Origin of the sequence: Shimia haliotis, from assembly GCF_900114415.1 — a bacterium.
Taxonomy (GTDB): domain Bacteria; phylum Pseudomonadota; class Alphaproteobacteria; order Rhodobacterales; family Rhodobacteraceae; genus Shimia; species Shimia haliotis.
Genome location: NZ_FOSZ01000004.1, coordinates 131,864 through 151,523, shown reverse-complemented (window position 1 = coordinate 151,523; position 19,660 = coordinate 131,864). Strand labels below are relative to the sequence as shown.

Below are 19,660 nucleotides of genomic sequence, written 5' to 3'. Positions count from 1 at the left end.
GGCGGCATCACAGCCTTTTGCGCTGCTCCCGCCACCAAGTGAACAGACCTGCACCAACAACCACAACAGCGCCCACAGCTACGTTCATTCGCAGCGTTTCCCCAAAGGCCAGCATCCCCAATGCGGCAGCAAACGGCAGTTGCAGATAGGCGAATGGCTGGACCGCGCTGGCTTCCGCGGCCTCATAGGTTTTGATCAGGAGCCAGTGACCAAAGACACCGGACACACAGAGAACGAGCATCCAAATCCAGTCCTGTCCGCTCATCGGTTCCCAGAAAAACACTCCAATTGCGGTCATGACCACACAGCCCATAGTTCCGGTGTAAAACAGACTGGTTTCCGAGCTGTCCCCGCGTGAGACATAGCGTGTCAGCAGTCCGTAGATTGCGAACATAAACGCCCCCAATAGCGGAATTGCCGCCGCCGGTGAGAAGACGCCCGAGCTTGGTTGCAGGATGATCATCACACCAATTGCCCCGACACCAATCGACACCCAGCGCCGCCAGCCCACCTGTTCACCCAGAATGGGGCCGGACAGCGCGGCAATCATCAGTGGATAGCAGATGAACACAGCATGGGTTTCGGTGAGGCCAAGCAAGGTAAAGGCCAACACCGTCACACAGATTTCCAGAGCCAGCAAAGCCCCGCGAAAGGCTTGTAGAAACGGAAAGCGGCTTTGTGCCACGCGCCGCAGCCCGCCGTCCTGACGGATCGCAAGTGCCACAACAAAGGCGGCGAAGAACCAATAGCGGATCATCACCACCAGATATGTGTTGTAAGTGTCCGCCAGATGCCGCGAAAACCCGTCCTGCATGGCAAAGACAAAGGTCGTGAGGCACATCAGAAGGATGCCGCGCCTGTTGTCGGCCACCGCGTTCATGACGTGCCCTTGCGGCAGGTGGTCATATGACGTTTGCGGCCAAATCCTTTGGTTCGGGTCACGGTGAAGCCCGCATCCGTGAGGTTGCGACGCACGAACCCGGCCGCGGTATACGTCGACGCCGTGCCGCCCTGCTTGGTGTGCGCGCCGACCTGCATCATCAGCGCCTCATCCCAGAGTTCAGGGTTTTTGGCGGGGGAAAATCCGTCAAGGAACCACGCATCAGCCATGAAATCCGCGCCTTGCAGGGTCTCGCGTGCGTCGCCAAGCATGACGCGCGCCCGAATGCCGTCAAGTGACGCCAGTGTTTTGTCCTCGCCCCATGCCGCCACCAACCTGTCGCGGTAGGCGCCAAGTTCGGGGAACGCCTCCAGCGCGCGAGCCATCTCGTCGGCTTCCATCGGGAAGGCTTCGAAACTGGTGAACGTCAGCGGCGTGTCCATGCCCGCCTGATCCCAAGCCATCCAAGCCGTCAAAAGGTTCAAACCGGTGCCAAAGCCCAGTTCTGCGATATGAAAATCAGGCGCAAACCGTGCAGGCAGATCGTTGCCCGCCAGAAACACATGGCGTGTCTCTGCCAGCCCGTTTTCGAGGCTGAAATAGGGGTCATCAAAGCGGGTTGAGACCGGAATGGCCTGATCTCGCCACTCCAACTCTGCATGCTGGTCGCTCATCTCGGCTTGCCTTATTGAGAGGTCAGGAAAGCTTTGAGCGAAGGCAGGTGATTTGGCAATGGGCAGAGCAGCGGATGTGACGGTTGTGGGCGCGGGCGTGTTTGGGCTGGCGAGCGCATGGGCCTGCGCACGGCGGGGCGCGAAGGTGCGGGTCATTGACCGCACCGGTGTCGCGGCGGGCTGTAGCGGCGGCGTGGTTGGCATGCTGTCTCCGCACGCGCCGGAGCGATGGAACGAGACCAAGGAATTCCAGTTCCAAAGCCTCGTTTATGCCGAGGCGTTCTGGCGCGAAGTGGAGACCGTGGGTGGTGTGTCCTCGGGCTATGATCGTGTCGGGCGCCTGCAACCGATTGAGACCGAGCGCGCGCTTGAACTGGCGCGGGAGCGCACAGAGAATGCGGTGGTGCATTGGCAAGGCAAGGCCCACTGGCGTGTGATTGACGCTGCTAAAGCAGGCGATTGGGCGCCAGCGACGTCTACGGGACTGCTGATTGAGGACACCCTGAGCGCCCGTCTGCATCCGCGCCGCGCCTGTGAGGCCCTTGTGGCGGCCCTCCATGCACGCGGCTGCACGGTGGAAATCGGTGAAGCGAGCAACCTGCAAGGGCAAGTGATCTGGGCCACCGGAGTCGCGGGTCTCAGGGAGTTGACCGAGGCCAAAGGCAAAACAGTCGGCAACGGTGTGAAAGGGCAGGCGGCAGTCTTCGGGCTTGATGCCGGCGGCGCGCCGATATGTTCCGCGGGCGACGTTCTTGTGGTGCCACATGCAGACGGGACCGTCGCTGTCGGGTCAACGTCAGAGCGGGACTATTCCTCACCCGATGCCACGGATGACTTGCTCGAAGATCTGATCGCGCGGGCGTGTGACGTCTTTCCCCTGCTGGCTGCGGCGCCAGTGGTGGAACGCTGGGCCAACCTGCGCCCACGCGCCAAAAGCCGCGCGCCGATGCTGGGCGAACACCCCCTGCATCAGGGACAATTCATCGCCAATGGCGGTTTCAAGATTGGCTTTGGCATGGCGCCAGGCGTGTCCGAGGCCATGGCGGATCTGGTGCTGGAAGGGCGCGACACCATTCCGGACCGGTTCCGCCCGGAGGCCTCTCTCTAGGTCGCCTCGGCGCTCATCACCAGCCGCCCGTCCGGCCCGCGCACCCAACACGTGTCATCCCCGCCCCAGCACAACGTGGCGGTTTCAAAATGCATGAGCGGTGAGGCGGCTCGGAAACTGAAGGACGTGAGCTTGCCAAGCTGCCGCTGCGCCATCAGCATCAAAAGCTGTGCCAGAAGCGGGCCATGCACCACAAGCCCGCTGTATCCTTCGACATCTCGGGCATAGTCCAGATCATAGTGGATGCGGTGGCCATTAAACGTCAGTGCCGAGTAGCGGAACAGAAGCGTGCTGTCGAAGGCTTGGGTTTCGGTATGCACCTCATCGGTGCGCGCGGCCTGAGTCTGCGGTTTCGGTGCGGTCGGGTTGGGGTCTTCGCGATACACAAGATCCTGAAACTCCCGCACACAGACAGCGCCGTTTTGTGACACCTCGTGGCGCAAAGTGACAAAAGCCAGCGGTCCACTGCGACCTTCCTTGCGCAAACTGCTGTCCAGTGTGGTGACTTTTTCTGCCGCCAGACCCACCCGCAAAGGCGCGTGAAACTCCAATCGCCCGCCAGCCCACATGCGGCGGGGGAGGCCCATGTCGGGGATGATGCCGCCTACTTTCGGATGGCCGTCCCGCCCCAAAGCGGCCGGTTCCTGAGCGTCCCAGAAATAGAGCTGATGAAAGAACGGTGGCAGCGGATCGCAGGGGGCGTCCGCGCGGCTCAGGGCCGTCCAGAACGCCGCCGCGCGGGCGGGGTCAAGAACATCGTTTTGACGGATCAATGTGGGGCTGTCATGGTTCATGACATCAGGCTAACAGAGCCGCCCACAAGGACAAGAGAGACCATGCCACAGGTCACATCGCTGGATCATCTGGTGCTCAGCGTCACTGATATTGCCCGCACGATCATTTTCTATTCCGACGCGCTGGGCATGCAGGCGGAGCAGTTTACGCCTGCTGACGGATCAACGCGCTGGGCGCTCAAATTCGGGACCCAAAAGATCAACCTGCATGAGGTAAACACGCCTTTTGCGCCCCATGCCGCAACCGTGGCCGCAGGTTCGGCTGATCTCTGTTTTCTCAGCGACACCGAAATTGTCCTGTGGCAGGCCCATTTTGCCGACCTAAATATCCCAATCGAGGATGGCCCAATCAAACGCACCGGCGCGACAGGGCCAATCCTGTCGCTTTATATCCGTGATCCTGACGGCAATCTGATCGAGGTAAGCGTGCCGCTTCCCTGACCTCTTTCTTGCAGAAATACTCTGGGGTAGCGACAGCTTGCTGTTGCAGGGGCAACGCCCCTTATGCGGTGACGTCCGCCTTCAGCGCATCCATCAGGGTCTGCACCGAGGCCGTGTAGCGGTCACTGGTAAAATGCCCGTTTTCGTCAAAGGCAGCACCGCTGTCGGCAATGCCTACTTCCGGCGCTAGGGTAATACGTGGACGAAAAGCCACAAGACAGCTGCGCAACATGGTTTGCGCCCGCACTCCGCCCGCGCGGCCTGCGGCAGCACTCATCAGAGCTGTGGGTTTGCCAACCATCGGTTTGTTGGAATGACGGCTGATCCAGTCCAGCGCGTTTTTCAGAACGCCAGTCACTGCGCCGTTGTATTCCGGCGTCGAGATCAACACCGCGTCAGCCGCCGCAATCTGTGTCACCAACCGGTTCACCGCCTCCGGAAGGCCGTCCTCGTCTTCGAGGTCTCCGTCATAAAGGGGCAGGTTCAGATCCGCCTCTGCATAACTTGCAGCGCCGTAAAGCCGCGCGGCTTCGCGCAGGAGCGCTGAGTTGGTAGATCCGGTGCGGAGCGCGCCGGACAGGCCAAGAAGGGTATGGGGCATGAGGACATCCTGTTCGTCTGTGCGCCCATAGAGGTATCAAAAAAGGCGCCGCTGACAAGCGACGCCTTGATTTTTTAATCATTTGCCTGCGATCAGGTCGTCGCGTTTGGCAGGATGACAATTTCGACGCGCCGGTTCTGGCGGCGGCCCGCATCGTCCAGATTGGAGGCTATTGGTTGATCCTCGCCACGACCGATGGCTTCGATCCGGCCAAACGGCACGCCCCCGTCCATCAACACATCCGCGACCGCGTTGGCACGGCGTTGCGAAAGGCCCTTATTGTGTTCGGCTGAACCGGTGTTGTCAGTGTGACCGAGAATCTGCACCGTGGTGTCCGGATATTGGTTCACGCTGGAGGCCACCTTGCCTAGGTCGTCGGTCAGGCTGGCGCTGACATTGGCGCTGTCCACGTCAAACAGAATGTCCTGCGGCATGGTTAGAATAAGACGGTCGCCGGTGTTTTCGATGCGCACGTCATCATCCAATTGCGCGCGCAGTTCGGCTTCCTGTTTGGCGAGGTTGTTGCCGATCAGTGCACCCGCTCCCGCGCCCACCGCGGCGCCGATCAGCGGGTCATTTTTGGTCGCGGCCGACAGCCCTGCGCCAAGGATACCGCCGATAATTGCGCCGTTCACGGTCTTGTTGCCGCCGCCGTCACCCGTCACATAAGCCGGATCGGTGCATGCGGTCAGAGCCACAAGCGAAACGGAACACAGGGTGAGTGTGAATTTCTTCATGTCGATGCCTCAAATATAGCGCCGGTTTGGTCCGGCTTTGTCGTAATTATAGGTCATCGGACGCATTGTCCCAAGCGTTCTGGCGCTCGTGTCGGCAAAAAAGCGCCGAAAATTGCCGTGATCTAGGCCTCCGCCCGCGCCGCCTCATATGCCAGAAGCGCTCGCTTAACGGGCACCCCCCAATGGTATCCGCCCAACCCGCCTGACTTGCGCATTGCGCGGTGACACGGAATGAGCCAGCTCACCGGATTGCGCCCAACTGCCGTCCCCACCGCACGCACGGCGCGCGGGTTGCCGATGGCGCGTGCGATTTCGGAATAGGTTGTCACTTCACCCGACGGGATGCGCATCAGGGCTTCCCAGACTTTGATCTGCAGGCTGGTGCCGATCATATACACAGGCACCTTGTCCTGATCCCCGGATTCCGCCTGAAAGGCCGCCAGCACCCAAGGGCGCAGGAACATCGGATCCTCGACGAAATTGGCTTTGGGCCAGCGGGAGGCGAGATCTTCCATTGTCGCCTCTTCTCCCATTTCCGCGGCAAACCCGATGCCGCACAACCCTTTTTCGGTGCCCATCACCAAAGCCAGACCAAAGGGGCTTTCAAACCAGCCCCAATAGATCGTCAGACCGTCACCGTGGCGGGCATAATCCCCCGGGCTCATGGCTTCCCACCGCAAAAAAAGATCATGCAGGCGGCCAGATCCCGACAGGCCCACGGACCCTGCCGTTTCCAAAGTTGTAAAACGCTCCCTCAACAGCACCTTGGCGTGGCCCAACGTCAAATATTGTTGGTATTTCTTCGGGCTGACTCCGGTCCACTTTGTGAACAGTCGCTGAAAATGCGCAGGGCTCATGCCCATTTCGTTGGCCAGCTGCTCTAAAGACAAAACATCCCCCCCATCGGCGCTGTGGGCGTCAATCAATTCGATGGCGCGGCGCATGACATGGTAGTGATATCCTTCGCTCATATCGTTCATGGCGGCTCTCCTTTGCCCTCAAACTATGCCTGCCGCGCGGTTCTATCGACCCGAAACATGCGGAAATATGAAAAGTAGACATTGAAGTCTCAAATGAGACACCTATGTCTCACATCAGAGAAGCAACCTGATTGGAGAGGGTTATGATTGAAAAAACCGCAGAGGCCATTCTTGAGGCTGCGTTTTCTGTCTTTGACGACACACCGACCGCGACTTTGACCGATGTGGCTGCCGAAGCAGGGGTCGGCCGCGCTACATTACATCGCCACTTCAGCGGTCGGGACGAATTGCTGACCGCCATGGCCATTCAGGCGATGCGCGAACTGGACGACGTGTTTGAAACAGCCGCCGCAGAGGCCGAAACTTATACCGAGGCCCTGCGACTTGGCATGGCCGCGATGATCCCTTTGGCCAATCGCGCGCATTTTTTGGAAGACTGGCCATCCGTAAACTCACCGGCGCTGGCAGCTGAAACAGAGCGGCAAAAGCATGAAATGATACACGCGATTGAGCAGGCCAAATCCGAAGGCGGCTTTGCGCCAGACGTGCCAAGCGCATGGATTGCCCAAAGCTTTGACGCCCTGCTGTTTGCGGCTTGGGAGATGGTGAAATCCGAAGACGCCACACCAAAACAAGCCGCGGATCTTGCGTGGCGAACACTGACAACCGGAGTAGGAGGCGGAAAATGACCCCCGAAGCATTTATGGCGTTGGCCGAACAGATAGACGAGGTGTTCTTCACGTTGGGTGGGTTGATCCTTGTGATCGAAATTGCAGAAGCGTGGTTCAAGGGCTCTCTCAAGGGCAAAACGTTTCTAGAGATGCTTGCCAGCGCCAGCACTCAGGTGCCTTACCTGTTGCTGGAAGTCACAATGATGACCGCGCTTTACTTTGGGCTTTATGTCTTCAGCGAAACCGTGGTGAGCTGGCATCTTCCGTCGACGCTGCCATGGATAGTTCTGGCGATCGTGCTTGCGGATTTCACCTACTATTGGGAACACCGCATCGCCCATCAGGTGCGTCTGCTCTGGACACAGCACGCGGTGCATCACTCCAGCCGGGATTACAACATTATCACATCGATCCGGTTTGGCCCGCTGGAAAGCCTGTGGTCCTTCATCGCCCACATTCCGATGATCTTGATCGGGTTTAGCCCCGACGTAGTGCTTGGGTCCGTGATCCTCGTTCAGGCTTATCAGACGTGGTTGCACACAGAACTGATTGGCAAACTCGGCCCACTGGAATGGGTGCTGAACACCCCAAGCCACCACCGCGTGCACCATGGCTGTGACAACAAGTATCTAGACAAAAACTACGGTGGCATTTCGATCATCTGGGATCGCATGTTCGGCAGCTTTCAGGTTGAAGAAGAACGCCCCCGATACGGTCTGACCACGGATTTCGACAGCCAAAATCCGGTGAAAGTCTGGTTCAGCGAAATTCCGGCGCTGTGGAAAGACATCCGCAACGCCAAATCCGGACGGGAACTGCGCGGGCGTTTGTTTGGACCGCCCGGCTGGAAGCCTGATCCCTAAACCCGAAATCACGGGGCGCGCCTTGCGAAAGGACGCGCCCCTCCCATATGAAGGCGACACCGTCGCCACTGCGCAACAACTAGGACTTCTGCATGACCCTTAGGGACAAAATCGGGGCGTTTATCGATCGCCCGACATTCCGCAATGCCATTCTCGGGGTCATCCTCTTCAACGCGATCATTCTCGGTTTGGAAACATCCAAGCCCATGATGGAGGCAATCGGCCCCGTTCTGGTTTTTCTCGACACGCTGTGTCTGGCGATTTTTGTGATCGAAATCCTTGCCAAGCTTTTTGTGCAACGTGGCCAGTTCTTCCGCGACGGCTGGAACCTCTTTGATTTCGTGATTGTGGGAATTGCCTTGGTGCCCGCGGCGCAGGGCCTCGCAGTTCTGCGGGCGTTGCGCATCCTGCGTTTGCTGCGTGTCGTGTCCGTCGCGCCCTCTCTGCGCCGTGTCATCGAAGGTCTGTTGAATGCGTTGCCGGGCATGGGCTCGGTGTTTCTGCTGATGGCGCTGATTTTTTACATCGGCGCGGTCATGGCGACCAAACTCTTTGGCGAGGCCTTCCCCGTTTGGTTCGGCACACTTGGTAAATCCGGCTACTCGCTGTTTCAGATCATGACGCTTGAAAGCTGGTCCATGGGCATTGTGCGCCCCGTGATGGAGGTGTTCCCCTTCGCATGGATGTTCTTTGTGCCCTTCATTCTGTTGACCACCTTTGTGGTGCTGAACCTTGTTGTAGGTCTTGTGGTGAACTCGATGCAGGACGCCCATCACGTCGAAGCCGAAGAAGAGACCGGTAATTACCGCGACGAGGTTTTGGCGCGGCTCGACAAAATCGAGGCGATGGTCCGTGACGGGCAGCAGAAATAGAAGCTGCCGCGCAGCGCCTGTTGCCTGAACCGGCGCTCCGTGCTTTAGACAAGTCATGGCAAAGCAACTTGATTATCACACGATCCGCGAGATTTTCACGCGGTTTGAGGCAGCAGAAGCCGAACCCAAAGGCGAGCTGGATCACGTCAACGTCTATACGTTGGTGGTGGCTGTGGCGCTGTCGGCTCAGGCCACCGATGTTGGCGTGAACCGCGCGACCAAAGAGCTTTTCAAAGTGGCGGACACGCCGCAGAAGATGCTGGATTTGGGTGAAGAGCAGCTGATCGAGCATATCAAAACCATCGGGCTCTTTCGCAACAAAGCCAAAAACGTGATGAAGCTAAGCCGCATTTTGGTCGACGACTATGGCGGCGAGGTGCCTTGTTCACGCGCCGCTCTTGAAAGCCTGCCGGGCGTTGGTCGCAAAACCGCCAATGTGGTGCTCAACATGTGGTGGCGATATCCGGCGCAAGCGGTGGACACCCATATTTTCCGTTTTGGCAATCGTTCAGGCGTGTGCCCCGGCAAAGATGTTGTCGCCGTTGAACGCGCCATTGAGGATCATATTCCGGTGGACTTTCAACTGCACGCCCATCATTGGATGATCCTGCATGGCCGCTACGTCTGCAAGGCGCGCAAACCCATGTGTGGCAACTGCCTTATTCGAGATCTCTGTCAGTTCGAGGACAAGAACCTATGAAAAATTATCAGGTTGTCGGTATCGGCAACGCCGTCGTGGACGTCATCAGCCAATCTGACGACAGCTTTCTGGACCTTATGGGCATTCAGAAAGGCATCATGCAGCTCGTGGAAAAAGAGCGGGGCGAGATGCTTTATGGAGCGATGACCAATCGCAAACAGGCGCCCGGCGGCTCAGTGGCCAACACTCTCGCGGGTCTCGGGGCGCTTGGTCTGTCCACTGGCTTCATCGGCCGCGTCAGCGACGATGCGCTGGGCCAGTTCTACGCCAGCGAAATGCAGGCAGACGGCACGGATTTTGTGAACCCTCTGGTGCAAGGCGATGCATTGCCCACCTCGCGCTCAATGATTTTTGTCAGCCCCGATGGCGAGCGCTCGATGAATACGTATCTTGGGATTTCTTCTGAGGTTGGCCCCGACGACGTGTCCGACGATGTCGCCGGCCACGCGCAACTCCTGTTCCTTGAGGGCTATCTTTACGACAAGCCCAAAGGCAAAGAAGCTTTTGAACGTGCGGCCAAACTGTGCCGCGACGGCGGCGGCAAGGCGGGCATCGCCCTATCGGATCCGTTCTGTGTGGAACGTCATCGCGACGATTTCCGGCGTCTGGTGAAAGAGCTCGATTTCGTGATCGGCAACGAACACGAATGGGCGTCGCTCTATGAAACCGATCTTGGCGCCGCTCTCGAACAGGCCGCGCAGGATTGCGGCATGGTGGTGTGCACCCGCTCTGGCCAAGACGTTGTGCTTGTCTCTGGCGACGAAGAAGTCACCGTGCCTGTGAACGAAATTGTTCCCGTGGACGCCACCGGCGCCGGCGACCAGTTCGCTTGCGGATTCCTTTACGGCGTGGCCACAGGTCAAAGCCTTGAGGTTTCAGGTCGCATGGGCTGCATCGCGGCCGCCGAGGTCATCAGCCACTACGGCGCACGTCCCGAAGTTGACGTCAAAGACCTGTTCCGCAAAGAGGGGCTGCTGGGCTAGGCCGCCACCGGCGTCTTTCTGGCCTCAAATACCCACTCAGGCTCAGCGCAGCTGAGCCATGCCCAACCAAGCGAAGGTGCCCGTCAGGGCATTTTCCTTAGGCGGGAGCGCCCCGATCCTAGTCGGCAAACAAATGATCGGTGTGGGCGATCTTTTCCGCCACGTCATCTGTGACATTCAAAAACTGCGCAATGGCGGGCACAAATTCGTCCAAACCGTCGGCCTGCCGAATGATGCTGAGGTTCTCGAATTCCGCATCCCTGATCCGGTCGCTTTCGTTCACGATGTCGCGCCGGATGGTTGGCAGCAGACGTTCCAACGTGTCCTGCGGCGTCTGTTCACCCGCAAGGCCAATCCGCATCGAATGCCCTGTCAGATAGTCGTCGGTGAATTCACACTGAATTTCGAGCATGCGCGTGGTGGAGCGGTCGCCAAAGAAATCCTGCATCAGGTCCATGGCAGATGGGTCCAGACACACCACCAGCCGGTTTGTGTCATAGTAATCAAACAGCATCCGCATCAAAGCTCGACGGTGGCGGGTTCGTTTGCTCAGCGTAGATTGAATCCCGCCCAGATCCGGCAAAGGTGTGCCTTCTTCATTGAACAGGTAGGCAATGGTCGGAATATCTGTTTCCTGCCCGATTTTCTCAAGCAAGCGTTTGGCCACATGCCATTTCTTGCACACCAGCAGCATCAGCTCGCGATCCCGCCCCAACGAGCTTTCGGTTTCCCAGAACCGACTGGCAAATCGTTTGCCCACACGGCCGCGGTTGGTCAGGAATTTGAAAAGGCTTGGCCCTTCGGCGGAGATGCTGAAGTCAACGCCGGTTTCCGCGTAAAGCGCCCCGAGGCGTTCCTTCAGTTCGGTCGCTTCCGGACTGATCTTGCGCGCAAAGAGGTAATCCTGCGTCAGCAACAGATCATAGTGATCGTTGTAAAACGTCAACGGCATCCCGTAGTCGGAGAACATCAAGAACGTCAACGTGCGGGTGCGGATTTCCGTTGATGGCACCAGATGGCGCACAATGGTCTGAAAAAACGTTTCATCCGGAATCCAAGTGGTTCGGAAAAACCGCATGACATCCCGCCGTTGCTGCGTGAAGTGCAACACCGCCTCGATGGTCTGGCGTCTGAGACACCACCACTGCGAGCCGATCATCACTTGAATGTCGGCAGGCACTTCGCGGGTGATGCCGAAATAACGTTGCAGTTTGAACGCGGTATAAAATCGCCATTTCTGGGTACGCTCGTTGAAGATGTGGCGATAGATCAGCCGCTCTTCTTTCCATCCGGTCTTGATCCAGTCACTTTCGAAATAGTCGAAGCTTTCGATGAAATCGACGTCGTGATCATCAAGGAAGTTGTGGATGTACTCCGAGGATTTGATCACCATGCAATCGCCGGACACCATATAAAAATGGGTCGCACGCGGGAATGTTTCGACCGCGGTTTCTACCGCATACAGGGTCGCTTCCACCAAGGACCACTCGCCCCAGCCGCATTTGATGCGTTTGTGGGCAAAGGCCACGTTGGGGTTGCTGGCCAGCGCTGTGGTGATCTGTTTGTAATGCTCGGGTTTGGCACTCGCATCAAAGTGTATCGAGATGTAGTCACCGGTTGCCGTCAAGCTCTGTGCCTGTTGGATGATGGCCTCGGGATCTTTGTGGCACAGCAAAATATACGCAATTCGTGCCATGTAAGTTCCGTGATCCCTGCTTTGACGACTGTGCTTTATCCATTTAAAGATGAAGTCGCATTGAATAAACAGGCTTTGTTTGGATTTTTTTAGGTCTGACAGGTAACTACCGACGGTAAGAACCGCGGCATGGCAGGAGGCGAGTAGGATGGGTTTTCCGGGAACATGGATGACAGAGAGCGAAAGCGTGGTCTATCGCGTGGTGCCAAAGTGCGCCTGTTCAACCATCGGCCAGATCATGTTCTATTCAGATCATGGCACTTTTTTTGACGGCGACATTCACGATGCCAAGGGCGGCATGCACAAATGGGCTCTCGAAGACAGCCACCAGCCGATCATCGACAATGTGCGTGACCACAAATCCTATGCCTTTACGTGCGTGCGCAACCCGTACACCCGCATTCTGTCGTCCTTCTTTGACAAGATCTGCGGCATTCAGCGCAACGGCAAACGGTATCGCGGCAACCTCGTGCCTATGTTGATTCAAAAATACGGAATCGAAGTGGGCGGGGATGACGGCAAGCAGGAGTTTGACCAAATCCAGAGCTTCCGCCGCTTTCTCCTGTTTGCCCGCGACACCATCCGCTGGCGTCGTCCAATGGATCCGGACATCCACTGGTCGGCCATGTCAGGCCACGTATCGACGTTTATTGTCAACGGCGGGGCCTACGACAAAATAGTCTGGACGGAACAGTTCAACGAGGGAATGCAAGGCGTTCTGGACAATATCGAAACGCCTCATTCCATTGATCTCGCTCAGATTCCGCGCTTTAACGAGTCCGAAGGCCACGGCCCCAAACGCGCGCATCCGGTCGAAGAGTACTTCGATGATTTGTCGATGCATCTGGTCTACGAAATCTACAAGCGTGACTTCCAACTGTTCAAATACGACTTTGAAAATCCGGGCAATAAGATGCCAATCGGCGAGATTGATCTGGATGAGGTCCACGCCAAGTTGGGCGATTGACGCGTGCTGCAATCAATTTGTGCGCATTGACCTGCGTCCATCTGAGGGAATGATCGCCGAATGCCGGACATACTTCCCCCTGATCTGACCCATCTTGCGGCGATCATGTTGCTTGCCGTCAGCTTTGCGGGTTCCTTCATTACAGCCGCCTTTGGCATTGGAGGTGGCGTGGTGTTTCTGGGCGCCTGCGCAATTCTGATGCCGCCCGCTGCAATCATTCCCGTCCACGGCGTTGTTCAGCTTGGCTCCAACAGCATCCGTGCGCTGATGTTTCTGCGTCATATCATGTGGACGGCCCTGCCGGCCTTCGTGGTCGGCTCCCTGATCGGGGTCGCCATAGGCGGCAGCGTCGTCGTTAGCCTTCCTGGATGGCTAATTCAATCCGTTGTCGGGGTCTTCATTCTTTGGGTGGTGTTTGCAAAGCCGCCCAAATGGCTGTCTCAGTGGCCGCTGATAACCGGTTTGGTTTCCAGTTTCCTGACCATGTTTTTTGGCGCGACCGGTCCTTTTGTGGCGGGCTTTGTCAAAGCGCAGAATTTGGATCGTCATACCCACATTGCCACCCACGCCGCCCTGATGACGGTTCAGCATGGCCTCAAGGTCGCAATGTTCGGCTTTCTTGGGTTTGCCTTTGCGGATTGGACGCTTTTCATTGCTGGATTGATCGCCGCGGGCGCCTTTGGCACGTGGGCCGGTAAGTTCGTTCTGGGCCGCATGACCGATCACGGATTCCATCGTGTCCTGAACGTGATCCTCGTGCTGATCGCTTTGCGCCTGATCTGGGGTGGGGTGGTCGCATTTCTCGTGTCATCCTGAAATGCGTGTGACTCCCAGAACCTGATTGCGGCACCGACGTTATACCGACGTGTTGCAGACATGGGTCAGAGCCCCCATTTGCCCCAAAACGGGGAACGGTGTATGACGCCCCTCTGATCAGGAAAGCGCGCGCAATGACCCAACACAGATCCGAACTGCTGATGCCGGCAGGCAACCTTCGCAAACTCAAGATGGCGGTGCTCTATGGCGCTGATGCTGTCTATCTCGGTACGCCGGATATGAGCCTCCGCACCAAGTCGGAGTTCTCTCTGGATGACGTGATCGAGGGTGTTAAATTTTGCCATCAACATGGCCGACGCGCGTATCTGACGTTGAATTTGTTTAGCCATAACAAAGATATACCCAAGCTCGATGAATACATCGACACCGTGCGACAGGTGAAGCCAGACGGGCTGATCATTTCTGATCCCGGTGTGTTCCAATACGTCAAGGAACGCGCGCCGGAAATCCCTTTGCACGTGTCCACACAGGCCAATATCGCAAGCTGGCTGACCACGCAGTTCTGGCAAAGCCAAGGCGCCGATCTGGTGGTTCTGGCTCGCGAAGTGAGCTTTCCGGAATTGGAAGAGATTCGCGAAAAATGCCCTGATATCAAGCTCGAAGCCTTTGTTCACGGCGCGATGTGCATGACCTATTCGGGGCGCTGCCTGTTGTCGAATTTCATGGCCGAACGCGGCGCGAACCAAGGCAACTGCGCCAACTCCTGTCGCTGGAACTACAAGTTCCACATGCGTCTGAAAGACGGCACAGTGCAGGAATTGATCGTGGATGAAGACAATCTGCACATGTTCGAATTCCTGCTCGAGGAAGGTGTGCGCCCCGGGGAGCTTCTGCCCATTCAGGAAGACGAACGCGGCAGTTATATCTTGAATTCCAAAGACTTGTGCCTGATGCCCAAGCTGGATGACTACCTGCGGATCGGCGTTGACAGCCTCAAGGTCGAAGGTCGTGGCAAGTCGGAATACTACGCCGCCATCGTCGCGCGCGCCTACCGCATGGCGATTGATGACTATTACGCTGACCCTGAAAACTGGAACGCGGCGGATTACATGGAAGAGCTCGAAACCGTGGGCAACCGCGGCTACACCCTCGCCTTCCACAAGGGCCGCCTGACGAATCTGGCGCACGGCTATGAACAAACCCAAGCAATCGCCCAATGGGAGTACGCGGGCTTTGTGACCGATGTGGTGGATGACGCCTTCCATGTAGAAGTGAAGAACAAGTTGGAGCCAGGTGATGTGTTGGAAATCGTGTCGCCAGTCGCCCGCAACACCATTCTTCTGCGTGCTTATGACTACGAAGTTGCGGCAACAGGAGAGAAGAAAGAGGTCGTCCATGGTTCCACCAAAACCGTGATCCGCCTGCCGTTCTCATTGTTTGAGCATGAAGACATCAACGATTTGCGCACGAATTTCCCGCCGATGACCGTGATCCGCAAAGAGCGCGCTTTGACCGAGGAGCAGTGGAAACGCCTGCAACTCGACAAAACGGCGTTGGCGATGGAAGTGAAGGATTCGACCAACGAAACCGCCTATAAACGCCGGCGCGACGCGCTGGTCGATGCAATCGAAGCCGACACCAACACCAAGCGCTTCAAGACCAACCGCAAAGGCACGGAAGGGTGTTGTGGCAAGGGCTGCAACGGATGTCTGATCTTCTGGGAAGATCCGATCTATGCCAAGGCACGTGAGGTTTTGAGAGAGCGCAAGATGGGCGCGATGCTGACGCGTGCGGAAGCCGCAGAATTCAAACTGCCGGCCGCCGAATAGCGCCCACAAGTGGCCCACAAACCGCTGTGCGCATGGTGATAAAAACGCCTTGCGCCGCTTTACTTAGATTAGGTGCGGTAAAAGTAATATCGATCAGGTGCGACGGTTTCCGGTCCGCGCACCTGTTCAAACCCGACCAAAGGCTGGCCTGAAATGAGCACGCCATTTGCCGCCATTACCGGTGCAATCATTGCCGACAAACGCGCGGCTTCGGCCACGTCTTTCTCTTTGACACCAAATCCGAAATCATAGTGACCCAATGCAACTTTGGTGCCTTGATCGGCCAGTTTGCGCAGCATGTCTTCGGCTTCGCCCTCAAGGTAATCTTCCTTGGGCGGCACACAGGACTGGTGACAGTTCAACGCGCGATCAATCACCCAGATACGGCGCTCGGGTGCGATTTCGCGCATGTGATCATAGGTCCGGCCATTGCCTAGCCCCATTTCAAGGAAGTCCCCTTCCAAAGTGCCAATTTGGGTCAGCCCCCACTCAAGGCCTTCGGCCTGAGCCGCGAGGCGACGCATCATGCTGTTGAGACGGCTCATGAAAACCCCTTTGTGTCGTGACGATAAAGCCGCACCGGCCCATCGCACATTTCCTGCATAAACTGTTGTGAAAACTCCCAGATATCGGCGTCATGCACAAGGTGGTGCGTAAGATATCCGAGCGGTTCGGCGTTGTCCTGCATGCCCGTGCGCCGCGCCTGCAAAAGCGCCACGGTCTGAGCCACAAGGTCGTCTGGTGGCACCAATCCACGGGTGCCGCGCCAGAAGATCGGATCGATATGGGTGTTTATCTGGGTGACGCCTGCGATCGGAGTCGCGGTTTGACGCGGCAGATAGGTCGATAAGGCGTCAATTCCAAACTCAGCGAGTGTCGGCAACAGAGCCGCGTCGAACCTGTTCCACGGCGGAACAAACATAGGTGCCAGACGCGCACCAAAAAGATCCCTCATCCGCGCCATAGATTGCTGTAAGTCCAAGCGTGCGGCATGTGCATCCCGCCCCATTCCAAACTCGGCTTTCTTGCCTTCTGTCTGATTGTTGACATGCGCCCACCCGTGCACCACGGGGATAAACTGATCGCTCAGGTCATCTGCCAAAGAACGCGTCGCATCGCGCGGAATCACCGCCATATGAACGGGCACGCCGCTTGTGGCGCTCAGGCTTTCGAGCCGCGCCAAAGATTCGGTCGGCGCAACAGCGTCGTCATCACGCCACCATAGCGGTAGAGTCAGCCCCGCAGCGCGCCACTCGCCAAGTTCATGCTTCAGAGGTGACCAGTCCACCTTCATGCTGGCACCTCAGCGAGCATCGTTTCCACAATTCGAACCGTTTCCGCGGCCCCGTCCATTCGCAGGCTGGCCGCGCTACGCTTGCCGGATTTCAGCACCCGCGTCACGTTGCGTGACAGGCTGTCCGGGGTAACGTCCTGCGCCATAAGCACCTCAAACCCGCCTTGTGCTGCCAGCGACTGCCCACGCAGGGTTTGTTCGACTTCGCCGCCGTCGTCAAAGGGCACGAGGACCGCAGGAACGCCGCTTTGCAACAAATCCATCGCGGTATTGTAGCCGCACATGCTGACCGAAGCCGCCGCACCGCTCAGCATTTCCCGAAAATCAGGGCGGACGGGTTCGATGGTGATGTCCATGGCTCCGGCCCGCGCTTTTAGCGCGGCGATCCTTTCGGCTTTGTCGGTTCCGCCTACCAGAATGCGCCAGTGGAGCGGGTGGCCGCGCGCTGCTTCAACGGCGGCTTCGAACAGGGTCTGCCCGACAGAACCGCCGCCGGCACTGACAATGACTTCTCCGTTTCCGACACCCTCAGGATGCGGGCCCGCCGGATCTTGGGTGACGAAGCCTGTGTATTTCAGCATGTCCGCGACATCCGGAGTGACCGGCCAGCTGACGGACAGTTCGGTGATGGCCGGATCAGAGTGCACCAAAACGCCATCGTAGTGCGCCAACAGGATGTCACGCGCGCGGGTCGCCTTGGCGGGCTTGCTTGGTGGCGCGAGAATGTCGCGCACAGATCCCAAGATCAAAGGTTTGCGGGGCAAGTCCTTGCAAGCCGTCAGAAGGGCCACAAATTCCGTGGCCAAGGAGCGTCGGCCAAAAGGAAACAGCTCTGTGATCAAAACGTCGGGCTGATGCGCCATCAAGGTTGCCACCATGAAGGCAGAGCGATCGTTCAGGTATTGGGCGTCAGCTTCGCGCCCGTCACCGCACAACAGCCGCGTGAAATTGGTGCCGTCTGAGGCAAGCGAGGGTGCCTGAACGACTTGCACGCCGCGCGCATCAAGGTGGGGGGCCGGTCGGCCTCCGGACAAGACGACGACCTCATGTCCGGTTTTGGCAAAAGCCCGACCCAGGGTCAGGGCACGCCCGAGGTGTCCTGTACCCAACAGGTGCGTCACCGCAATCAGAACTTTCATGCGCCCACCTTGTCCAGACGCACGATATCCGGTGTTGCCACCCGCACTGTTCCGGCATCCAGTTCGACGACGAACAGCCGGTTGCGTTTGACCGCAAAGGGCGCAGGACCGTCAAAATCCCAACCATGCGCTTTGGCCAAAACCATACGCATGATTCCAATATGACAAACTGCCAGACTGTCGCGCGTCAGCCCAAAGAGCCACGGTTCAATCCGCTCCCAAACATCCCGCGGGCTTTCGCCGTTTGGCGGGCGGTAGTCCCATCCCCATTGCTCGATGTCACGAAACCCATTGGCGGGGTCGGCCTTAAGGTCGATACCTTTGCGTCCCTCCCAATCACCCCAATCCATCTCGGTGATTGCATCCACGGTCGTCGCAGCACGGCCAGTGACAATTTCTGCGGTCTCTGCCGCGCGGCCCAAGGGGCTGCTGTAAATATCAACGTCTTGCCAGTCGGCGGGAAGACGAAACCCGCCAAGGTCGGCGCGCGCCTGATCATCGAGCGGGATATCCGTGCTGCCTTGAATCTGTCCGGCTCTGTTCCAGCTTGTGTGCCCGTGGCGCAGCATCGCAAAACGGATCATGGTGTCTCCGAAATCAAAGGCGACAAGGCGCCCCAAAGTGTATTGCGCGCAGCCCCCATCAGGTGATGCTTGGAAACTTTGTCGCGCGCCGCAGCGGACCGCGCTGCGTGAAATGCGTCGTCATTCAACAACTGCCCAAGCGCTTCTGCAAGGGCCTTCGGGCGGTCAACGGCACAAAGTCCTGCAGCGGACACAACTTCGTTCACACCCAGCCTGTCTTGGGCCACCACGGGAACCCCGTGGGCCTGTGCTTCCAGATAGACCATTCCGAAGGCTTCGTTCACACCTGGCCAGAAAAATGCACGCGCTCGCCGATAGGCCTCAGTCATACCCGCTTCGTCTAAACCGCCCAGAAATCGAACACGCGGCCCAAAGGGTGCCATCAAAGCTTCAACACGCGCGCGCTCAGGTCCATCTCCGGCGATTTCCACCTGCCAGTCTCCCTCCAGCAACGCCAGAACCTCGGCTGCGATCTCATAAGACGCCAGTTTGTCTCCCGCGCGCATCATACCTGCAATCAGGATGAGCGGTGTTTCAGGACGCGCTGGTTCCGGCAAAGTTTCGCGACCAAGGAACGGGGGCAATCCAACGAGAAGCTGATGATCCTGCAAGTCCCGCCACAATGCGACAGCATCACGCGCGGTAAAGTGAAACAAAACATCTGCGGCGTCACAGGCGTCCATTGCCTTGCGCTCGAACTGGTCCCAAGGACCGCCAAGACGCTTGGACGCGCGGGTCGCTTCGATTGACAGATAGGGTATGCCAAGGGTTTTGCTGACCACAGGCCCGAGCAAGTCTGGCGCTTTGTAGTAACTGTGATAGCTCACCCAAGCGTCCCAGCTACCTTGAGCAATCAGCCCCTTAGCAATGGCGTCAGCTTCCGCCAAAAAGGCATTCTGGGTCTTTGGACTACCGTTCTTGTCAAAGGGTCGAAACTCCGACGCGAGATCCACGGAGTGCCTTGGTTTCTCAATGGCAGTCATTAGGTTGCGGGCAATTGTGCGCTCACCGGAAGCCACAGGGTGATGCGGAGATTTCAGGGCAGCGTAAAAGGCGATGCGGGCCACTGT

General features: G+C 57.9%; 22 protein-coding genes. 10 read left to right on the top strand and 12 right to left on the bottom strand.

The genetic code is table 11. The features are described 5' to 3' along the window. Positions 1-7 precede the first annotated feature (7 nt). Together BM069_RS11360 and mnmC2 are read right to left on the bottom strand one after the other, a co-directional pair. Positions 8-880, bottom strand: coding sequence for a DMT family transporter (locus tag BM069_RS11360; RefSeq protein ID WP_093323806.1), 873 nt, complete (start codon positions 878-880; stop codon positions 8-10). After that, positions 877-1,554, bottom strand: coding sequence for a tRNA (5-methylaminomethyl-2-thiouridine)(34)-methyltransferase MnmC2 (gene mnmC2 / locus BM069_RS11355; protein ID WP_093323804.1), 678 nt, complete (start codon positions 1,552-1,554; stop codon positions 877-879). Before mnmC2 ends, BM069_RS11360 begins: the two co-directional genes overlap by 4 nt. Positions 1,555-1,612: 58 nt before the next feature. On the opposite strand from mnmC2, the gene BM069_RS11350 reads away from it, so the two are divergent. Further along, positions 1,613-2,662 (top strand): NAD(P)/FAD-dependent oxidoreductase, encoded by a 1,050-nt coding sequence (locus BM069_RS11350; RefSeq protein WP_093323803.1) that lies wholly within the window; start codon positions 1,613-1,615, stop codon positions 2,660-2,662. Here the strand turns inward: BM069_RS11350 and BM069_RS11345 are convergent. Continuing rightward, on the bottom strand, positions 2,659-3,456 hold the full coding sequence (locus BM069_RS11345; protein ID WP_093323801.1) for an HTD2 family dehydratase: 798 nt from the start codon (positions 3,454-3,456) through the stop codon (positions 2,659-2,661). The genes BM069_RS11350 and BM069_RS11345 overlap by 4 nt on opposite strands. Before the next feature lie 42 nt (positions 3,457-3,498). On the opposite strand from BM069_RS11345, the gene BM069_RS11340 reads away from it, so the two are divergent. Then, the gene (locus BM069_RS11340; RefSeq protein ID WP_093323800.1) at positions 3,499-3,897 is read left to right on the top strand and encodes a VOC family protein; all 399 of its coding nucleotides are present in this window, start codon (positions 3,499-3,501) and stop codon (positions 3,895-3,897) included. Between the two features lie 61 nt (positions 3,898-3,958). Here the strand turns inward: BM069_RS11340 and BM069_RS11335 are convergent, their stop codons facing one another. The 3 genes from BM069_RS11335 to BM069_RS11325 form a co-directional block, all read right to left on the bottom strand. After that, complete coding sequence (locus tag BM069_RS11335) at positions 3,959-4,498, bottom strand: NADPH-dependent FMN reductase (RefSeq protein WP_093323798.1); 540 nt, start codon at positions 4,496-4,498, stop codon at positions 3,959-3,961. A gap of 92 nt (positions 4,499-4,590) precedes the next feature. Further along, positions 4,591-5,235: a YiaD family glycine zipper/OmpA-like lipoprotein gene (locus BM069_RS11330; RefSeq protein WP_093323797.1), complete on the bottom strand. Its 645-nt coding sequence runs from the start codon at positions 5,233-5,235 to the stop codon at positions 4,591-4,593. A gap of 122 nt (positions 5,236-5,357) precedes the next feature. Then, positions 5,358-6,215, bottom strand: coding sequence for a bifunctional helix-turn-helix domain-containing protein/methylated-DNA--[protein]-cysteine S-methyltransferase (locus BM069_RS11325; protein WP_093323795.1), 858 nt, complete (start codon positions 6,213-6,215; stop codon positions 5,358-5,360). Positions 6,216-6,358: 143 nt separating this feature from the next. Between BM069_RS11325 and BM069_RS11320 the strand changes: the two genes are divergently transcribed. From BM069_RS11320 to BM069_RS11300, 5 genes are all read left to right on the top strand, one after another. Further along, positions 6,359-6,904: a TetR/AcrR family transcriptional regulator gene (locus tag BM069_RS11320; RefSeq protein WP_093323793.1), complete on the top strand. Its 546-nt coding sequence runs from the start codon at positions 6,359-6,361 to the stop codon at positions 6,902-6,904. Further along, complete coding sequence (locus tag BM069_RS11315) at positions 6,901-7,749, top strand: sterol desaturase family protein (RefSeq protein ID WP_093323792.1); 849 nt, start codon at positions 6,901-6,903, stop codon at positions 7,747-7,749. The genes BM069_RS11320 and BM069_RS11315 overlap by 4 nt, the downstream gene beginning before the upstream one ends. Before the next feature lie 92 nt (positions 7,750-7,841). Then, positions 7,842-8,621: an ion transporter gene (locus BM069_RS11310; protein ID WP_093323790.1), complete on the top strand. Its 780-nt coding sequence runs from the start codon at positions 7,842-7,844 to the stop codon at positions 8,619-8,621. Between the two features lie 55 nt (positions 8,622-8,676). Continuing rightward, entirely contained in the window at positions 8,677-9,321 is a 645-nt protein-coding gene (nth, locus tag BM069_RS11305) for an endonuclease III (protein WP_093323789.1), read from the top strand. Then, the gene (locus BM069_RS11300; protein WP_093323787.1) at positions 9,318-10,304 is read left to right on the top strand and encodes an adenosine kinase; all 987 of its coding nucleotides are present in this window, start codon (positions 9,318-9,320) and stop codon (positions 10,302-10,304) included. Before nth ends, BM069_RS11300 begins: the two co-directional genes overlap by 4 nt. Before the next feature lie 118 nt (positions 10,305-10,422). Here BM069_RS11300 and BM069_RS11295 read toward each other — a convergent pair whose 3' ends face one another. Continuing rightward, positions 10,423-12,000, bottom strand: coding sequence for a DUF5928 domain-containing protein (locus tag BM069_RS11295; protein WP_093323785.1), 1,578 nt, complete (start codon positions 11,998-12,000; stop codon positions 10,423-10,425). 148 nt (positions 12,001-12,148) lie between these two features. Here BM069_RS11295 and BM069_RS11290 point away from each other — a divergent pair, with 148 nt between their 5' ends. The 3 genes from BM069_RS11290 (at position 12,149) to BM069_RS11280 (ending at position 15,573) form a co-directional block, all read left to right on the top strand. Further along, positions 12,149-12,967 (top strand): sulfotransferase family protein, encoded by an 819-nt coding sequence (locus BM069_RS11290; RefSeq protein WP_093323784.1) that lies wholly within the window; start codon positions 12,149-12,151, stop codon positions 12,965-12,967. A gap of 60 nt (positions 12,968-13,027) precedes the next feature. Continuing rightward, positions 13,028-13,783 carry a sulfite exporter TauE/SafE family protein gene (locus BM069_RS11285; RefSeq protein ID WP_093323782.1) on the top strand — a complete coding sequence of 252 codons (756 nt, stop codon included), beginning with the start codon at positions 13,028-13,030 and terminating at the stop codon, positions 13,781-13,783. Positions 13,784-13,917: 134 nt separating this feature from the next. Next, a complete protein-coding gene (locus BM069_RS11280) occupies positions 13,918-15,573 on the top strand; it encodes a U32 family peptidase (RefSeq protein ID WP_093323781.1) in 1,656 nt (551 codons plus the stop codon). A 68-nt stretch (positions 15,574-15,641) separates the two neighbouring features. Here the strand turns inward: BM069_RS11280 and BM069_RS11275 are convergent, their stop codons facing one another. Genes BM069_RS11275 through BM069_RS11255 form a run of 5 tightly spaced genes read right to left on the bottom strand, consistent with a single transcriptional unit; the run spans position 15,642 to position 19,657 of the window. Next, a complete protein-coding gene (locus BM069_RS11275; protein WP_093323779.1) occupies positions 15,642-16,118 on the bottom strand; it encodes a class I SAM-dependent methyltransferase in 477 nt (158 codons plus the stop codon). After that, positions 16,115-16,867 carry a polysaccharide deacetylase family protein gene (locus BM069_RS11270; RefSeq protein WP_093323778.1) on the bottom strand — a complete coding sequence of 251 codons (753 nt, stop codon included), beginning with the start codon at positions 16,865-16,867 and terminating at the stop codon, positions 16,115-16,117. Before BM069_RS11270 ends, BM069_RS11275 begins: the two co-directional genes overlap by 4 nt. Then, a complete protein-coding gene (locus BM069_RS11265; protein WP_093323777.1) occupies positions 16,864-18,006 on the bottom strand; it encodes a glycosyltransferase family protein in 1,143 nt (380 codons plus the stop codon). The genes BM069_RS11270 and BM069_RS11265 overlap by 4 nt, the downstream gene beginning before the upstream one ends. Then, entirely contained in the window at positions 18,003-18,590 is a 588-nt protein-coding gene (locus BM069_RS11260; protein ID WP_093323776.1) for a histidine phosphatase family protein, read from the bottom strand. The genes BM069_RS11265 and BM069_RS11260 overlap by 4 nt, the downstream gene beginning before the upstream one ends. Next, the gene (locus tag BM069_RS11255) at positions 18,587-19,657 is read right to left on the bottom strand and encodes a glycosyltransferase family 4 protein (protein WP_093323774.1); all 1,071 of its coding nucleotides are present in this window, start codon (positions 19,655-19,657) and stop codon (positions 18,587-18,589) included. The genes BM069_RS11260 and BM069_RS11255 overlap by 4 nt, the downstream gene beginning before the upstream one ends. Positions 19,658-19,660 lie beyond the last annotated feature (3 nt).

Coding starts and splice junctions, on each gene's coding strand:
- BM069_RS11360 (WP_093323806.1), bottom strand. CDS start 880: ATGAACGCGGTGGCCGACAACAGGCGCGGCATCCTTCTGATGTGCCTC.
- mnmC2 (WP_093323804.1), bottom strand. CDS start 1,554: ATGAGCGACCAGCATGCAGAGTTGGAGTGGCGAGATCAGGCCATTCCG.
- BM069_RS11350 (WP_093323803.1), top strand. CDS start 1,613: ATGGGCAGAGCAGCGGATGTGACGGTTGTGGGCGCGGGCGTGTTTGGG.
- BM069_RS11345 (WP_093323801.1), bottom strand. CDS start 3,456: ATGAACCATGACAGCCCCACATTGATCCGTCAAAACGATGTTCTTGAC.
- BM069_RS11340 (WP_093323800.1), top strand. CDS start 3,499: ATGCCACAGGTCACATCGCTGGATCATCTGGTGCTCAGCGTCACTGAT.
- BM069_RS11335 (WP_093323798.1), bottom strand. CDS start 4,498: ATGCCCCATACCCTTCTTGGCCTGTCCGGCGCGCTCCGCACCGGATCT.
- BM069_RS11330 (WP_093323797.1), bottom strand. CDS start 5,235: ATGAAGAAATTCACACTCACCCTGTGTTCCGTTTCGCTTGTGGCTCTG.
- BM069_RS11325 (WP_093323795.1), bottom strand. CDS start 6,215: ATGAACGATATGAGCGAAGGATATCACTACCATGTCATGCGCCGCGCC.
- BM069_RS11320 (WP_093323793.1), top strand. CDS start 6,359: ATGATTGAAAAAACCGCAGAGGCCATTCTTGAGGCTGCGTTTTCTGTC.
- BM069_RS11315 (WP_093323792.1), top strand. CDS start 6,901: ATGACCCCCGAAGCATTTATGGCGTTGGCCGAACAGATAGACGAGGTG.
- BM069_RS11310 (WP_093323790.1), top strand. CDS start 7,842: ATGACCCTTAGGGACAAAATCGGGGCGTTTATCGATCGCCCGACATTC.
- nth (WP_093323789.1), top strand. CDS start 8,677: ATGGCAAAGCAACTTGATTATCACACGATCCGCGAGATTTTCACGCGG.
- BM069_RS11300 (WP_093323787.1), top strand. CDS start 9,318: ATGAAAAATTATCAGGTTGTCGGTATCGGCAACGCCGTCGTGGACGTC.
- BM069_RS11295 (WP_093323785.1), bottom strand. CDS start 12,000: ATGGCACGAATTGCGTATATTTTGCTGTGCCACAAAGATCCCGAGGCC.
- BM069_RS11290 (WP_093323784.1), top strand. CDS start 12,149: ATGGGTTTTCCGGGAACATGGATGACAGAGAGCGAAAGCGTGGTCTAT.
- BM069_RS11285 (WP_093323782.1), top strand. CDS start 13,028: ATGCCGGACATACTTCCCCCTGATCTGACCCATCTTGCGGCGATCATG.
- BM069_RS11280 (WP_093323781.1), top strand. CDS start 13,918: ATGACCCAACACAGATCCGAACTGCTGATGCCGGCAGGCAACCTTCGC.
- BM069_RS11275 (WP_093323779.1), bottom strand. CDS start 16,118: ATGAGCCGTCTCAACAGCATGATGCGTCGCCTCGCGGCTCAGGCCGAA.
- BM069_RS11270 (WP_093323778.1), bottom strand. CDS start 16,867: ATGAAGGTGGACTGGTCACCTCTGAAGCATGAACTTGGCGAGTGGCGC.
- BM069_RS11265 (WP_093323777.1), bottom strand. CDS start 18,006: ATGAAAGTTCTGATTGCGGTGACGCACCTGTTGGGTACAGGACACCTC.
- BM069_RS11260 (WP_093323776.1), bottom strand. CDS start 18,590: ATGATCCGTTTTGCGATGCTGCGCCACGGGCACACAAGCTGGAACAGA.